Origin of the sequence: Sedimentitalea sediminis (assembly GCF_042687825.1) — a bacterium.
In the GTDB taxonomy this organism is placed as follows: Bacteria; Pseudomonadota; Alphaproteobacteria; order Rhodobacterales; family Rhodobacteraceae; genus Sedimentitalea.
In genome coordinates, this window is sequence record NZ_JBHUQE010000017.1 from 38,759 (window position 1) to 54,153 (window position 15,395).

A 15,395-nucleotide genomic window follows, 5' to 3' on the forward strand; every position below is an offset into this window, starting at 1 on the left:
CCTATTCGGTCAAACCGAGCGAGACGCGCACCGGAAACCGGTGGCCTTTTTCGCTGAGCATCACCACCACCCCGTTGCTGCGCACATAGAGATCGCAGCGGCCAAACCCATTGCGGAAATCGATGCAGACCTGACCATCGGGGCGGATATGGAATACTCCAAAGGCAGTCCCCCCATTGTCGGCATAGGTATAGGAATAGGACCCGTCGGCCGAAAACTGCGAGACCCCGTCATCGTAATAGGTGAACCGGGCGCCATTGCCGATCCTGGCCAGTTCCTGCGCCGACAGGCGGGAATCGCTGTCGCGCAAGGCCCAGTCCTGCGCCGTGGTGGCGCCGGAAAGACAGAGTAGAACCGCAATCAGGACCGGCCGCATGTCGCATCCTTTCGAATTGGCCGATCCATGATAGCGGATTTTCCCGTGTCCGGGGATCAAAACTTTGGCATTTCCGCATGTTAGCACCGGCAAGACCGGATCAGCGGCCATTTTGAACGGGGTCAGGCCACCATCAGTTCGGCACGTTTCAGGTCAACCGAGACCAATTGGCTGACGCCCTGTTCCGCCATGGTCACGCCGAACAAGCGGTCCATCCGGCTCATGGTCACCGCATGGTGGGTGATGATCAGAAACCGGGTATCGGTCTGCCGGCACATCTCGTCCAGCAGATCGCAGAACCGGGTGACATTGGCATCGTCCAGCGGTGCGTCGACCTCGTCCAACACGCAGATCGGCGCCGGATTGGCCAGGAACACGGCGAAGATCAGGGCCATCGCGGTCAGCGTCTGTTCGCCGCCCGACAACAGGCTGAGGGTACTCAGCTTCTTGCCCGGGGGCTGACACATGATTTCCAGGCCGGCTTCCAGCGGATCGTCGCTTTCGACCATGACCAGATTGGCCTCGCCGCCGCCAAAGAGATGCTTGAACAGCAGCGCAAAGTTGCTGTTCACCTGTTCAAAGGCCGTCAGCAGTCGCTCACGCCCCTCACGGTTCAGACTGGCGATGCCGCTGCGCAGGGTCTTGATCGCCGCTTCCAGATCGGCCTTTTCACCGGTCAGCGTGTCGTGTTCCTCTTGCACTTCACGAGCATCTTCTTCGGCGCGCAGGTTGACCGCGCCCAAGGCGTCGCGCTGGCGCTTGTGCCGGTTCACCTCGGTTTCCAGCGTCTCGGCATCGGGCATCTGCTCGGGCAGCGTTTCCAGCTGGTTCAGCAACTGGTTCGGAGTCAGTTGGCGGTCTTCGGCGATGCGCTCGGCGGCCTGCACCACCGTGTCGCGCGCCGCTTCGCAGCGGGCCTCGGCGCCGGCGCGACCCTCGCGGGCCTCGGAGGCGGTGCGCTCGGCCTCGCGCTCGGCCTGCACCGCGTCGCGCTGAGCTGCCTCGCCACGCGTCAACGCGTCGATGGCCTCGGCCCGGCGAGCTTCGGCCTGGGCGATCGCGTCGGCCAGTTCCGCGCGACTGGCGGCAATCTCGTCGGGCGCGGTGCTGGCATCGGCCAGTTCGCGTTCCGAGGCGGCGCGCCGTTCGGCCAGTTCCGAAATGCGCTTTTCCGCCGTTTCCAGACGGTGCCGCCAGCCGCTCAACTCCTTGGTTACCTCCTGGCTGCGCTTTGTGCGGGCCTCGCCTTCGCGGCGCAGTTCGTCATGCGCCGAGCGGCGCGACATCATGGCGATGCGGCTGGCCTCGACGGTCATCTTGATGGTTTCAGCGGCGGTCCGCGCGGCCTCGAGATCCCCCAGTTCCGCCAACGCCCGCTCGGCCTGCAGCACCTGCGCGCGCGCGGCCATCGCCTCTTCGTCATGGCGTGTCACGGCCAGGCCCAGCGATTCCAGCCGCCCCTGTGCCAGATTGCGGTCGGCCTCGGCCCGGCTGAGTGCGCGGCCCGCCTCGGTCACCGCCCGATCCGCCTGGCGGCGGTTCTCGCGCGCGCGGCGGTCGGCTTCGGCCAGGGCGGCCAGGCGTTGCGTCAGCATCTCGTGCGCCTGCACCGCACCCTCGGCCTGGGAGGTGGCCTGCACCAGAGACTGTTTCAACTCTTCGAGCCGGTTCAGCTGCTGCAGCCGCAGCGCCGCCGCGCTGGGCGCGTCCTCGGCCCAGGCACGATATCCGTCCCAGCGCCACAGGTCGCCCTCGAGCGACACCAGCCGCTGCCCCGGCAACAGATCGGCCTGCAGGCGCGGCGCATCATCCGCCGCCACCAGCCCGATCTGACCCATCCGACGCATCAGCACTTCGGGCACAGAAACATGATTGGACAAGGGCGTCACCCCGCCCGGCAGGGGCTGGGTGACGTCATATCCGGGCAGTGCGGCCCAGCCTGACGGCCCTTCCATCTCGACCTCGGGTGCGCGCAGATCGTCGGCCAGAGCCGCCCCCAGCGCCTTTTCGAACCCCTGTTGCACCTGCAGCCGGTCCAGGATCTGCCCGCCTTCGGCGGTGTCGCGCTGCAACAGCTTGCTCAGCGCCGTGACCTCGGCCTGCAAAGCGTTCAATTCGCCGGTCGCCTCGGACCGCTCGGCGCGCGCATCCGCCTCGCGCTCATGCGCCTCGGCACGCTCGGCTTCGGTCTCGGTCAAGGCCTCTTCCGCTTCGGCCGCGGCCTGCACCGCAGCCGCCTCGGAGGCGGTCGCGGTTTCAAGCTCTTGCGCGGCCCGATCCAGAGCCTCGCCCGCCGCCGTCACCGCAGCGCGAGCACGCTCGGCCTCGGCCTCGGACTTGCCCTGGGTCTTGCGGCTGTCATCGAGCAGTCGCTGCGCCGATTGGTGCCGGGCGGCCAGCCGCGCCACGTCCTCGGTCAGCTGTGCCAGATCGGACTCGCGCGCCTGCAGGACACCGGCGGCATCCTGCGCCATCTCGGCGGCCTCTTCCAGCCGGTCGTCATGGCCCTCGCCGGCGCGGGCCAGTTCGCGCAATTCCCAGTCCAGCCGCTCGATGGTCTCTTCGGCATCGTGGTTCAGACCGGTTTCGCGCGCAATGTCCCGGCCCAGCTGTTCGATACGCCCGGTCAGCGTTTCGATGGTCTGGCGCGCGCGCGTTTCCTGATCGGTCAGGGTGTCGCGCTGCACCTGCAGGCGCTGCAACACGGCCGCGGCGATCGCCTCTTCCTCGCGCAGGGGCGGCAGCGCTTCTTCGCAGGCGCCGCGCTGCGTGCTGGCCTGACGCGCCGCCAGTTCCGCCTGCGCGGCCGCCGTGGTGCGGGCGCGCAGCACATCTTCGGCTGCGGCACGGGCCGCGTCGGCCTCGCTCCAGCGGCGATACAGCAGCATCCCCTCGGCCTGGCGCAACTGTTCGCCGATCCGGCGATACCGCGCCGCCTGCCGCGCCTGTTTTGCCAGCTGCGCCAATTGCGCGGCCAACTGTTCGATCACGTCATCGACCCGCAACAGGTTGCTCTCCGCGCCTTTCAGCTTCAATTCGGCCTCGTGGCGGCGCTGATACAGGCCGGAAATGCCGGCGGCTTCTTCGAGGATGCGACGCCGCGCCTTGGGCTTGGCGTTGATCAGCTCGCTGATCTGGCCCTGGCGCACCAGCGCCGGCGAATGCGCTCCGGTCGAGGCATCGGCAAACAGCATCTGCACATCTCGGGCGCGGACATCCTTGGCGTTGGCCTTGTAGGCGCTGCCGACATCGCGGGTGATCCGCCGCACGATCTCCAGCATGTCCGAGTCGTTGAACCCGGCCGGGGCAAGACGGTCGGAATTGTCGATCTGCAGGCTGACCTCGGCAAAATTGCGCGCCGGGCGGGTCGCCGCGCCGGCAAAGATCACGTCCTCCATGCCGCCGCCGCGCATCGCCGTTGGGCGGTTCTCGCCCATGACCCAGCGCAAGGCTTCGAGCAGGTTGGATTTGCCGCAACCGTTCGGGCCGACCACGCCGGTCAGACCGTCCGCGATGATCAGGTCGGTCGGATCGACAAAGCTTTTAAAGCCGGTGAGTCTGAGTTTTGAAAAACGCAAGGGCCTGCTCGTTTTGATTCCCGTCTAACCTTGGAATGTGCCGCCTTCGGCTTGGCCGAGTCAATGAACATTATCAGTATGTGGGGAATTGAGCATACTTACCCACAATATATTGACACGCTGACAAGTCTTCCTGGCTGTGCATGCGGCCCGAATCCGCGCCCTGGCAGAGGGTCTAATATGGATCGCAATCAAAGTCCGTATAGGGTCCGCCCGGTATGTCGCCGACCGATTGGCTGACCTGCAGACAGCTAAAGGACCCGGTCTGCGCCGGCATTGGTCGGTTGGGCGGACGGTCACCGCAGGACAGAACCCCGGTGGCGACGGACTGATCCCCGCGCACCTGCAGCACCTCGCAACCGCTGGCCCGGGCCATGGCGAATCCGGCCCGTGCCCGGATCGGACCGAACCGGGGGGCATATTGCGGATTGACGCGCATTGCCTCGGCCAGATCGCCGCGCACCCTGACGTCGAAGACGCTGCCATCCACGGCGATCCGCGTCACCGGCGCGCCGCTGAAATAGGGGCTGGGCGCGTTGCACGCCGACAGGGTCAGCAGAAACAGGGACAGCCAACGGATCATGTTCTCAGCTTGGCCGCCAAAGGCTTAACAATTCCTTGCCGCCAAACCCCGCGGATATCGGCCGGCAGAAAGCAGTTGCCGCCCCCACACAGCGGTCATATTATTTGACCAATCCACAGGGTGTCGTCATGCCGTTTCAAAAGATCCAGTCGGAAAAGCTGTCCCATGCGGTGGTCCGCCAGATCGAACAACTGATCCTGCGCGGTATCCTGCGCCCCGGCGCGCGGCTGCCGGCCGAACGCGAACTATCCGAACGTCTGGGCGTGTCGCGCCCGTCGCTGCGCGACGCGGTGGCCGAACTGCAGGACAAGGGGCTGCTGGCCGCCCGCCCCGGTGCCGGGGTCTTTGTCGCCGATGTTTTGGGGTCGGCGTTCTCGCCGGCGTTGATCCGTTTGTTCGCGGACCATGACGAAGCAGTGTTCGACTATTTGTCATTTCGCCGCGACATCGAGGCGCTGGCCGCCGAGCGCGCCGCCCGGCTGGGCACGGACAGCGATCTGGCTGTCATCCAGACGATCTTTCAGCGCATGGCCGAGGCACAGGACCGCCACGCCCCCAAGGACGAGGCAATACTGGATGCGCAGTTTCACAGCGCCATCATTGAAGCCGGCCACAATGTTGTGATGCTGCACATGATGCGGTCAATGTTCGACCTGATGCGCCAGGGGGTGTTCTACAACCGACAGGTCATGTTTCAACAGCGCACCACCCGCGCGGCTCTGCTGGACCAGCACCGCGCCATAAACGACGCCCTGCAGGCCCGCGACCCGGTTGCCGCACGGGCCGCGGTGCTGGCGCATCTAGACTATGTCGAGCGTTCGCTGATCGATCAAAAAAAGGCCGAAGCCAACGAGGCCGTCGCCCGGCAACGCCTGCAGCAGACACGTTCAGGCTGATCGCTACGCATGTGCGCCAAGGCAAGCGTTGTGTCAGTCGATGTGATCCGGGTCCTCCGCATGAAGAACCAGACCGGTTCCCACACGTGATGAGAGCCGGATGTGTCAGCCAAAAGCGATGTTTTTCAACGCCACCCCGATCCGATTTCGGGACATGCAAACGCCAGGTCGTGTCCTGCAGAACATGGGAGTGGCCGGCGCATGACCAGACGAACCTTTCGTCTGGGGAACGCGTCCGGTTTCGCGCACGCCGGCCTTTCGGTGGCACGGGTATCCATCGTCGAAGAAGACCGGGTACACCAATATTTCAAGAGCCTGGTTGGCTTTTCGGGCCGTTGGGCAAAGCAACGTCGGACCCCGTTGTCTCGTTCTTTCTGCCAACACCGCACAAAGCGGAACCTGCCCTCGATTGCCCAAGATGCGCTGGATGGCCCGCTGGTCTGTGGCAAAAAGGCAGAAGTCCGCAGAATGTGCAGTTCTATCTCGGCGTTCCGATCCACGACCCAAACAATGCCATCCTGAGAGCGCTGGCCGCGATCGGCAACGTGACCGGCGCGTGGCATCCCGACGACGTCGGCGCCAGGATCGAATTCGCCTGAAAGCAGCAATGCATCGCACCGACAGCATGTAACGGATCACAATTGCCAAAGTCGCCCGGACGATTCCGACCCGGGATCGAATGAAAAACCCGGTTCCTTCGAACCGGGTTTTCCGTTTTCACAACGAAACTGTGGACGTTGCCACGGTTCAGTGCAGTTTGGTATCCACCTGCGCGATGGCGTCGTCGATCAGCTTGTTGCCTTCGGCGGCGGTCATTTGTTTGGCGATCACTTCGCGGGTGGCAGCCACGGCAATCGAGATCGCCTGGTCACGCACTTCTTTCACGGCAGAGGCCTCGGCCGATGCAATCTGATCCTCGGCGGCGGCCAGACGGCGCGCAATCGAGGTTTTCAGATCGGCCTTGGCCTTGTCGGCCGCGATCTTGGCGTCGCTCTGGGCGGCCGCGACGATGCGGTCGGCCTGTTCCTGCACTTCCTTTTGCTTGCGCTCATAGGATGCCAGAATGGTCTGGGCCTCTTCGCGCAGGGCACGGGCTTCGTCCAGTTCCGACTTGATGCCCTCGGCGCGTTTGTCCAGCATGCCGCCCAAAAGGGTGGGCACCTTGAGGTAAACCAGGACCCCGACGAACAGCAGGAATGCCAGCGTCACAACAAAGTTGGTGTTGTGCAGCGAGAAAAACGGCCCGCCGGCAGCCAGCGCCGGACTGGCCGACCCCATGGTCAGGGCAGCCAGAGTCAGGACAGGTGTGATGTTCTTGCGCATGTCCCTTATCCCTTTACCCGGTCTGCCACGGCAGACTGAACCGCCTTGGCGTCAGCCTTGCCACCCAGAGCGGTGACCAGCTCGACCGCGGTATCGGTGGCCACGATCTTGATGCTGTCCAGTGCCCCGGCGCGAATTTCGGAAATGGCCTTTTCGGACTCGGCCGACTTGGCCGAAATCTCGGCATCAGCCTTCTGGATGGCGACATCCAGGTCGGCCTGGATTTCCGCCTTGGCCTTGGCGACGATCGACTGCGCCTCGGTCCGGGCATCTGCCAGAGCCTGATTATAGGCAGCTTCGGCCTCGACGGCCTTGGCCTTGAGGTCTTCGGCAGCGGCAAGATCGTTGGTGATCGTGCCCTGGCGCTCGGCCAGGATCGCGGCGATGCGCGGCAGCGCCACCCGCGACAGCACGAGAAAGATCACGACAAGCGTGACCACGAGCCAGAACATCTGGTTCGGGAACCAATCGAAACACAGCTGCGGCATGCCGATTGCGCCGCCGTGCGAGTCAACACATGTGCTGACGGTTCCTGTGGTTTCGGTCGCCATATCGTCCTCCTTGGGAACTTAGCCTACACCGGGCAGCACGCAGGAACGCGCCGCCCGGCCGTAAGGATGAGCTTCCTAAGAGTTAGACGGCGAACATCAGCAGCAGCGCGACGAGGAACGAGAAGATCCCCAGGGCTTCCGAGAACGCGATACCGATGAACATGGTCGCCATCTGACCGCCAGCGGCGGACGGGTTGCGCAGCGCGCCGGACAGGTAGTTCCCGACCACGTGGCCCACACCGACAGCGGCGCCACCCATACCGGTACAAGCCAGACCTGCGCCGATGTATGCGCCCATTTGTACGACGTCACCTTCCATGATATTTCTCCTTACGATGGAATGAGTTGGTTTCGTTGGGTCCGCGACCTGCGAACCCGTGTTCTTTAGTGATGCGGGTGCAATGCGTCCTTGAGGTAGACACAAGTCAGGATTGCAAAAACATAGGCCTGGATGAACGACACCAGGATTTCCAGCGCATAGATCGCGCTGATCGCCAGCACCGAGACCGGCGCGATGACGGCGAGCCCGGCAAAGGCGGCAAACACCTTAATCACCGCGTGACCGGCCATCATGTTGCCCATCAGACGAATGGAATGGCTGACGGGGCGCACGAAATACGAGATCACCTCGATCAGCGCCAGAACCGGGCGCAGCGCCAGCGGCGCCTGCTCGATCCAGAACAGTTTGAGGAAACTGGCGCCGTGCAGGTAGAACCCCAGGACGGTGACGGTCAGGAACACCGCAAGCGCCATCACCACGGTAACGGCCAGATGGCTGGTCGTGGTGAACGACCCGGGGATCAGACCCAGAAAGTTGGCGCAGACGATGAACATGAACAGCGTCATGATATAGGGGAAATACTTGATGCCATCCTTGCCGGTGACATCCTCGACCATCTTGTAGACAAAGCCATAGGCCAGTTCGGCGATCGACTGGCTGCGGCTGGGGACGATGGCGCGTTTCGAGGTGCTGAGCACCAGAAGACCGATGATCGCCAGAACCGCCAGCCCCATCCACAGGGTGACGTTGGTCGGCGTGTACCAGGAAACCGCGCCGTCGCCGAACAGCGGCTTGACGATGAACTGATCCATCGGATGGAATACCAGGCCGCCTTCTTCTGCGGCGTGTTCTGCACCTGCTGCTTCGCTTGCCAAGGTTCAGTCCCTTTCGTCTTTAGTGGCCTCGTCGGCCAATTTCGTCTCTTGGATCTCGCGTGCGCTGCGCAGCATCGTCTTGATGCCAGCGGCGAGACCCAGCAATGTGAACAGGACGAGAAAGATCGGGAGCGTCCCGAACAGGCTGTCCAGCCCGTATCCCATCCCAAAGCCGATCCCCAGACCGACCACCAGTTCTATCACCATCCGCCAGGCCAGATGCGCCTGGGAATAATGCTCATCCTTGTGGGATTTTCTCGGTTCGGCCTTTTTGGCCTCTTCGATCCTGGCCTCAAGCTGCGCCAGACGCTGCTTTTGGTCCTCGTCGATCACCGGGACATCCCTCATGCATGTTCAGCCATGGTGCTAAGGTGCGCACCGGCCGGAGTCAATTGCCCGGAACCCCTGGGGAAACAAGGCGTAAGTATTTGCTTTAAAGCACCTTTTCCAATCCAACAGATGAGCGGGTTAATCGGTCGCAGCCCGTGCGGGGCGGATTTTGCGGGTTTTGCATATTCAACCAATCGGTTGACGGTCGGGTCCGGCTAGCGCTAGGGGCAGCACATGTCCGATGCGCTCGATACCGTTTTTGCCGCCCTCGCCGACCCGACCCGCCGGGCGATTCTGTCGATGTTGCTCGAAGACGACATGGCGGTCACCGATGTGGCGGCGCCTTTTGACATGTCGCTGGCGGCGATCAGCAAGCATCTGGCGATCCTGACCCGCGCCGGCCTGATCAGCCAGGAAAAACGCGGCCGGGTGAAATGGTGCAAGCTGGAACCCGACGCCCTGCGCGGCGCCTCGGTCTGGATGCAGGGGTTCGGCCAGTTCGAACCGGTCAATCTGGAGGCATTCGAGCGGTTTCTGGCGCATGAACTCCGTGCGGATCCGCACCAGGACGGATGAAAGAGGCCCCGGGCGCACGGCCCCCATATACGCGCAGCCAGGGAACCTGCGGCAAAAGCGAAGGACGGCACAGGCCCTGGGGCAACCCGGATTTCCCGCTGTCGTCCCGCTTTGCGGCGGGCTTCACCCCTCTGGATCAAAAGCAACAATATCGGTCTTTTCTTCAAACCCACGCAAGCCGTGGGCGCCCAGGCCAGTTGCGGGTTCCGAAATCCGCGCCGCGAATGCCCCGGTCGCCAAAAGCGGGGCGCCCAGCGCCCGAGTCATGTCCTCTACCCGGCTCACCTTGGCCACGGATGTTCCGATAGCGGTGAAATCCAGTCGCTTTTCAGTTCCCACGTTTCCGAACGCCACCTCTCCTGCATGCAGCGCGATGCCGAAATCCACCACATCGGCCCCGGACAGGGCAGTGCGACGCCGAAAGGCCTCTCGCGCGGCCGAGAGAGCAGCGGCACACATGTCTTCCGGGGCGCGCTCCGTGCCGTCAAAGGGAAAAATGGCCAAAAGGCCATCGCCAATGAACTTGAGCACTTCGCCGCCATGCTCCATCACCGCGCCGGCCACACAATCGAAATACCGGTTCACGGCGGCAACATAGTCTTCGGGGGACAATTGCCGGCCAAGCTCGGTCGATCCGCGCATGTCGCTGAAGAACAGCGCGCAATTGATCCGCTGCACGTCACCCCGTGCAATTTGTCCGTTCAGGACCGATCGACCGGACATGCGCCCCAGATAGGCTTCCACCAACTCGGAAACGAAAAACCGCTCCGAAACGATGCGGATGGCAGCCATCAGCGGAATGTTGATGCGGCGGAACCCGTCGACTTCCTGATCGGTGAACCCCGATCGCCGCCGAGTCGCATAGGACACGGTCGCGCCGAGATAATATTTCACTTCCTCCGCCATCGCGACGGCGTGAAATCCGAACGGCGCGGTAAAAGCGACATACCCGGTCATGCCGGAAGCAGCCAGACGGGTATAGATCGGGTATCTATCGCGTGTCGAGGGGTCGGTCAGATCATCACGAAGGAAGGGTAAATCCGAAACTTCATCCGCCAAAGCCAGCCCGCGCAAGTGATCAAAAGACTTTGCCGCCGCCTGCGCCGCGCGGGTCAGATCTCCGAATGGCGACTTGTCCAGAAGCGCGTTATTCAAGGCAGAGCGGGGATAGACGGACCAGTCCGCGCGCCCCGTGCCGGCATCCCATGTCACATCCACAATGCCGATGACCGGATGCATCAGCAGCCGCCCTTGCGAAATCCGCGCCACCGGTACGCCAGCATCGATCAGCCGCGTGCCCAGTCCCTGGACCAGGTCCTCCAGGCTGGCGTCCAGCAGGGCCACCCTTTGCAACCAGTCCGCAATGCGTTCGAATCTATCGTTCAACCCAGTCACCCCTTGCCGCCGGACCTTATAGCACATCGGCCAGGATACGCGGTTTCAATCAAGCCGTGCCGCCAACGACCTTCAATCTCGATCCAATCGGATCGGATGCCCGGACAGCGCCCGGCCCTTGGCCCCGGACGACCGGAAGGTCCCGCCTATCCGACCCTGTCGGGCGGCAAAACACCTTCACCCATCCTTTTGCAGCAACAGCAGCAGCGCCACGATCGTCAGCGCGATCCCCACAAGGATCAGGCCGGTGGGCGCGCCGTGACCCAGCGCGATCTCCCACAGGATCACCCAGCTGGGGGTCAGGTATGTATAGGCCATCACCTTTGATGCCGGCAGCCGCATCGCGGCAATGCGCACCAGCAGAAAGCTGCCGGCGGTGGCAAAGACCGAGACATAGACCAGCGTGGCCCAGACGATGGCCGGCAGATTGCCCCAGTCCGTGGCGCGGATGTCCGGCCAGCCGACGACGCACAGAACCAGGCACCCGGCCAGGATCACCGCAAAGGTGAACGCGACCGCCGGTTCGCCGCGGCTGAGCCGGCGCATCGCCGCCGGATAGGCGGCATGGGCCACGCAACCGGCCAGAAAGATCATCTCGCCGCGTCCGATATCAAAAGCCCGCAGCGCGGCCCAATCGGCGCGAAAGATCACCCACAACGCTCCGGCCGCCCCGACCGCAAGCGCCAGGGCGATGCGCCCGGTCACCATCTGGCGCAGCAAAAGCCAGCCGAAGCCCCCCGCCAGGATCGGCGTCAGGGTGAACACCGCCGCCGCGCTGACCGGCGCCGCGGTCTTCAGCCCTTCGAACATCAGCACGAAATAGACGACATAGAGACCGCCCAGCACCAGATAGCGCCAGGGCGCCGCAAAGACCCGCCGCGGCAGGCCCGAGGTCGCCAGCGCCAGCCCCGCCAGGATCGCGCCGGCAATGGCAAAGCGCAAGGCGGTCAGCGCCATCGGTGCGATCTGGTTGGCGACCAGCGCCCCCAGCGAAAACGACCCGGCGACCAGCGCCGAGAACAGCAGCATCGACAGGTGCCCCTCGGTGCGCGGGCTCACAGGGTCCAGTCCGCGGCGCGTTGTTTCAGAAAACGAGTGAAATCCTGCACCTTGGTGCTGCGATGCAAATCCACATGGGTGACCAACCACAGGCTGGAGGTCCATTCCGGCTGCGGTGCCATCACCTGCACCAGATCGTCGCGCTGCAAGGCCATCCACAGCGGCAGAAATCCGATGCCGGCGCCGGACAGCACCGCCTGTTCCAGCGCCTGCCCGCTGGTGGCGCGAAAGGTCATCGCCGCGTCCGGCAGGATCCGCCGCAGCCAGGCGTTGAACGGGGCGCGATTGGCCTCGTCGTCATGCACGACAAAGCGGTGCCCGGCAAACCCGTCGATGCCGTCGGGCGCACCCCGCGCCTGAACGTAGTCGCGGCTGGCGTAAAGGCCGGCACGCAGCTTGACAAAGGGCTGAACCACATTGTCCGGCTGCTCTGGCGGCGATCCGGCGCGGATCGCCACATGCGCTTCGCCATATTCCAGCCGGAACAGCCGGTCCGAAGTGAGATAGCGCACGACCAGATCCGGATGCGTCCGTTGATAGGCGCAAAGAACCGGCACGATCAGCGGTGACAGCGCGGCCAGCGAGGTCACCGCCAGCGTCCCCGTAACCGTGTCGCCCTGCCCCCTCAGCCGCCCGACCAACTGGTTGAACTGGTCCTCTGTGGCCTGGGCCACCCGCAGAAGGTCGTGCCCGGCCTCGGTCGCGGTATAGCCGCGGGCATGGCGCTGGAACAGCTTGACGCCCAGCCGCGCCTCGATCGCGTCGATATGACGGATCACCGTGGCGTGATGCACCCCCAGCACCTGAGCCGCGCCGCTGACGGTGCCCAGCCGCGCCACCTGATAGGCGGTCCGCACTTCGTCCCAGTTTTCCATTGCGTCCCTCAATGTGCATTTTTTCACATTACACGTGTTTTTCGCGTGCTGCGTTCGCATGTTCAACGCTTAACTGTGGTCGACAACACCAAACTGAACACAATGGATTGCGAGTCGAGCCTGCGCCGCCTGACGTGCCCCGCTCCGCAACTTTTCGAGCAGTGTTGGCCGTTCAGTGGCGAGATCGCTGTAATCGGCGGCCGCAACGACCTCTCGGCACAATCGGTCAGCTGAGCGGCGCGCGTCACGGGCGGTGTCGCGGTAGAGCTGGCGCGCATTCTTCCAACCCCAGTGCAAGCGTCAATCTGGAACAGTGCTGCGACAGGCGGCCACACTGAGCAACCAGTTCTTCGTGACGGGTCCCTGCCGTTTCATGCCAGGCCTCGGCGTTCCGCAATTGCCCTTGTGCAACCCAAGGCCGCTGACCGGCCTCTGCCCCAATGAGGCGGTGGGCAAGCACCGTCCTCAGCAGACATCGCCGCCCCGAACCGGTCAGCGGTCTCAGCCGTCAGATTGCCGCGATGCTGCAGCCATACGCTCAAGTGTCCGGTCTAACGCGCAGATGATGACGTGACTTGTCGCCGGAAGCTGGCAGGAGAGAGACCAATTTCTTTCTTGAAAACCCGCGCAAAAGCGGAATCCGACGCGTATCCGGCGCGTTCTGCGGCATCCGATACGGAATTTGATGGGTCAGCGAGACATTGTTTGGCGATCTCCAATCGCCAGGCGGTCACGTAGTGCATTGGCGACATCGCCATCTTCTTTTGAAACTGAACCGCAAAGTTTGTGCGTGACATGCCCGCAACACGCGCCATCGCTTCTATGGTCCAGGATGCGCTTGGGTCCTTGTGGAACGCATCAAGAGCCCGGGCCAAATGCTGATCAGAAAATCCGTTCAGACCCCATTTCGACGATTCATCACTTTCTATGAACGTGCGTATGGCCTGCGCAAGAATGGCTTCTGACATCTTCAAGGCAATGAGATCGCCGCCCAGGCGATGGCCCCCGGCCTCGTCTCCGATCACGCGCAGGGTTGCCTCCATCCATTTTCCGGCCGTCTCTCCATAATTCCTGACATGTATGATCGGCGGCAGGCGTTCCAGCAGGACATGTTTCGCATGAGGGTCGAAGGAAAAATGGCCGCAAATGAGTTGCGTGTCCCGGTCGTCTTCATCGCCACCGTAAACCAGGACCCCGGTGCCTGTGTATCCCGACCGTTCCAGGACCGTATCCAGCGGCAGAACCGCATCCCTTGTTTCAGGCGCACAGTAAAGTTTGTGGGACGCGCCATGTGGCACAATCAACAGGTCGCCCTGTTCCAGCGCCACCACTTTTTCGTGCCCTTCGACTTCGATCAGGCAATTGCCCCTGTGGGCAAAATGAAACCGGGCGACGTTTTCGAATTTCGGGACTTCTATTCCCCAAGGGGTGGTCAGCGAAGTGCGAAAATAGAGCGCGCCGCGGACGGACAGCTTGGTAAGGATATCGCTGAGCAGATCAAGCATGTTTTTTAAGGCGTTATTATACTTGACGTACCCGCCACAAATCCAGCATCTCAAATGCCGCGTCCAAGGATGCTACGCGGGCGAGAACTTTTAGCCCCCTGCGGCTAAGGCCTTCTTGAGTTTCAAATAAAAAGTACCCACCGAAGCCTAAATGCTCTGCCTCGCTATCAATAATGGACTGTTGCGATAGTTCCGCGATATGAATCGACCTATAGTTGTCAATTCTTGCTGATCCGAGGTATCCTTCGTTCATGGCCCGTTCTCCCTCACGCCCGCGCATTTCCGCAAACGATTTAGCTCTCTATATGGTTTCATCTGACACCGCCCGAATGGGCATTATCAGGCGAGCAGCGGAACCGCAGACCTTTGTCACGACGCGATATAAAGACGTTCGTGCCCCCATAAGGGCATTTTTATCAGACATGGCCCGCTGCGGGAATCCCCTGATTGAAGCTGCGTCGATGTTTGAGCAACGAGCGGATGATCCCTCAGAAAGCGACCTCAGGAAAGATGATGCCCGCCAATCAATAGAGGTCATCAACGCGCTACGCGATATGGACAACCTTCTGTCGGGATTCAACTTCCAACAGGCACCAAACAGTCACCCCAAACTTGAAATTTCAGGTGTTGAGATATCGGTTAGGGCCGATCTTTGGGCCATCGGCGAAAGAAGGGGCGTTGAACAGGTAGGCGGTGCAATCCTGCGAATGACACAGGATGATGCGGAGACTCCTACAGCCATCGCTCGAAGACGAGAGATGGGCGTCTATGTAGCGACGTTGCTGCGAATGCACTTAGATCAAAACAATCCCACTGATAGAATGCCAGCAAATCGGCTGTGCATGTCGATTGATGTCAGGCATGGGCAAGTGTTCACCGCACCAAATTCAAATACACGCAGGATGAACGACATTGAGGCAGCGTGTCGTGTCATTCAGGCTCTTTGGGGGCAGGCGTAGCTTTTTCGTCGGACTTCTTGTTTAAGTCTAACTTGTCCATGATCTTATCAAGAGCGTCGTCGGACGTGTCCGCGCCTACGTCTTTGGCGGCTTCTTTGAAGCGCTCGATCTGATCAGATTTATACTTTTTCATAAGTTCCACCATTAGCGCTGCGCGTTAACGCGCTTGCGGCAAAAGCGCGCATACGCTATCTTGTAGGAGGTCCGCCCCACGGCACAAGAGGGAGTGATTCG

General features: G+C 62.4%; 18 protein-coding genes. 4 read left to right on the top strand and 14 right to left on the bottom strand.

Annotated features, from left to right (window positions below):
- Nucleotide 1: 1 nt before the first annotated feature.
- The 3 genes from ACFMPD_RS13515 to ACFMPD_RS13525 all read right to left on the bottom strand — a co-directional run bounded on the left by ACFMPD_RS13515 (nt 2) and on the right by ACFMPD_RS13525 (nt 4,537).
- Entirely contained in the window at nt 2-376 is a 375-nt protein-coding gene (locus tag ACFMPD_RS13515) for a hypothetical protein (protein ID WP_380995288.1), read from the bottom strand.
- A gap of 122 nt (nt 377-498) precedes the next feature.
- Nucleotides 499-3,954, bottom strand: a complete 3,456-nt coding sequence (gene smc / locus ACFMPD_RS13520) for a chromosome segregation protein SMC (RefSeq protein ID WP_380995291.1) — start codon at nt 3,952-3,954, stop codon at nt 499-501.
- A 175-nt stretch (nt 3,955-4,129) separates the two neighbouring features.
- Nucleotides 4,130-4,537, bottom strand: a complete 408-nt coding sequence (locus tag ACFMPD_RS13525) for a hypothetical protein (protein WP_380995293.1) — start codon at nt 4,535-4,537, stop codon at nt 4,130-4,132.
- 128 nt (nt 4,538-4,665) lie between these two features.
- On the opposite strand from ACFMPD_RS13525, the gene ACFMPD_RS13530 reads away from it, so the two are divergent.
- Nucleotides 4,666-5,433, top strand: coding sequence for an FCD domain-containing protein (locus tag ACFMPD_RS13530; protein WP_380995383.1), 768 nt, complete (start codon nt 4,666-4,668; stop codon nt 5,431-5,433).
- A 470-nt stretch (nt 5,434-5,903) separates the two neighbouring features.
- Nucleotides 5,904-6,032 carry a hypothetical protein gene (locus tag ACFMPD_RS13535; protein ID WP_380995296.1) on the top strand — a complete coding sequence of 43 codons (129 nt, stop codon included), beginning with the start codon at nt 5,904-5,906 and terminating at the stop codon, nt 6,030-6,032.
- Nucleotides 6,033-6,180: 148 nt separating this feature from the next.
- Here the strand turns inward: ACFMPD_RS13535 and ACFMPD_RS13540 are convergent, their stop codons facing one another.
- From ACFMPD_RS13540 to ACFMPD_RS13560, 5 genes are all read right to left on the bottom strand, one after another.
- Nucleotides 6,181-6,756, bottom strand: a complete 576-nt coding sequence (locus ACFMPD_RS13540; protein ID WP_380995299.1) for a F0F1 ATP synthase subunit B — start codon at nt 6,754-6,756, stop codon at nt 6,181-6,183.
- A 5-nt stretch (nt 6,757-6,761) separates the two neighbouring features.
- Nucleotides 6,762-7,307 carry a F0F1 ATP synthase subunit B' gene (locus tag ACFMPD_RS13545; RefSeq protein WP_380995302.1) on the bottom strand — a complete coding sequence of 182 codons (546 nt, stop codon included), beginning with the start codon at nt 7,305-7,307 and terminating at the stop codon, nt 6,762-6,764.
- 82 nt (nt 7,308-7,389) lie between these two features.
- Nucleotides 7,390-7,626 (bottom strand): F0F1 ATP synthase subunit C, encoded by a 237-nt coding sequence (locus tag ACFMPD_RS13550; RefSeq protein WP_380995305.1) that lies wholly within the window; start codon nt 7,624-7,626, stop codon nt 7,390-7,392.
- 65 nt (nt 7,627-7,691) lie between these two features.
- Complete coding sequence (locus tag ACFMPD_RS13555; RefSeq protein ID WP_380995308.1) at nt 7,692-8,399, bottom strand: F0F1 ATP synthase subunit A; 708 nt, start codon at nt 8,397-8,399, stop codon at nt 7,692-7,694.
- 66 nt (nt 8,400-8,465) lie between these two features.
- Nucleotides 8,466-8,810, bottom strand: a complete 345-nt coding sequence (locus ACFMPD_RS13560) for an AtpZ/AtpI family protein (protein ID WP_380995311.1) — start codon at nt 8,808-8,810, stop codon at nt 8,466-8,468.
- Between the two features lie 216 nt (nt 8,811-9,026).
- Here ACFMPD_RS13560 and ACFMPD_RS13565 point away from each other — a divergent pair, with 216 nt between their 5' ends.
- Nucleotides 9,027-9,368, top strand: a complete 342-nt coding sequence (locus ACFMPD_RS13565; protein WP_380995314.1) for an ArsR/SmtB family transcription factor — start codon at nt 9,027-9,029, stop codon at nt 9,366-9,368.
- A 123-nt stretch (nt 9,369-9,491) separates the two neighbouring features.
- Here ACFMPD_RS13565 and ACFMPD_RS13570 read toward each other — a convergent pair whose 3' ends face one another.
- The 5 genes from ACFMPD_RS13570 to ACFMPD_RS13590 form a co-directional block, all read right to left on the bottom strand.
- Nucleotides 9,492-10,754, bottom strand: coding sequence for an adenylate/guanylate cyclase domain-containing protein (locus tag ACFMPD_RS13570; RefSeq protein WP_380995316.1), 1,263 nt, complete (start codon nt 10,752-10,754; stop codon nt 9,492-9,494).
- Between the two features lie 186 nt (nt 10,755-10,940).
- Entirely contained in the window at nt 10,941-11,822 is an 882-nt protein-coding gene (locus tag ACFMPD_RS13575) for a DMT family transporter (RefSeq protein ID WP_380995318.1), read from the bottom strand.
- Complete coding sequence (locus ACFMPD_RS13580) at nt 11,819-12,697, bottom strand: LysR family transcriptional regulator (protein WP_380995321.1); 879 nt, start codon at nt 12,695-12,697, stop codon at nt 11,819-11,821. Before ACFMPD_RS13580 ends, ACFMPD_RS13575 begins: the two co-directional genes overlap by 4 nt.
- A gap of 551 nt (nt 12,698-13,248) precedes the next feature.
- Nucleotides 13,249-14,202: an AraC family transcriptional regulator gene (locus tag ACFMPD_RS13585; protein ID WP_380995323.1), complete on the bottom strand. Its 954-nt coding sequence runs from the start codon at nt 14,200-14,202 to the stop codon at nt 13,249-13,251.
- Between the two features lie 16 nt (nt 14,203-14,218).
- Nucleotides 14,219-14,455 carry a hypothetical protein gene (locus ACFMPD_RS13590; protein ID WP_380995326.1) on the bottom strand — a complete coding sequence of 79 codons (237 nt, stop codon included), beginning with the start codon at nt 14,453-14,455 and terminating at the stop codon, nt 14,219-14,221.
- Between ACFMPD_RS13590 and ACFMPD_RS13595 the strand changes: the two genes are divergently transcribed.
- Nucleotides 14,454-15,161, top strand: coding sequence for a hypothetical protein (locus tag ACFMPD_RS13595; RefSeq protein ID WP_380995328.1), 708 nt, complete (start codon nt 14,454-14,456; stop codon nt 15,159-15,161). The two genes, ACFMPD_RS13590 and ACFMPD_RS13595, sit on opposite strands and share 2 nt — an antisense overlap.
- On the opposite strand, the gene ACFMPD_RS13600 is transcribed toward ACFMPD_RS13595, so the two are convergent.
- A complete protein-coding gene (locus tag ACFMPD_RS13600) occupies nt 15,133-15,306 on the bottom strand; it encodes a hypothetical protein (protein WP_380995331.1) in 174 nt (57 codons plus the stop codon). The genes ACFMPD_RS13595 and ACFMPD_RS13600 overlap by 29 nt on opposite strands.
- Nucleotides 15,307-15,395: the final 89 nt, after the last annotated feature.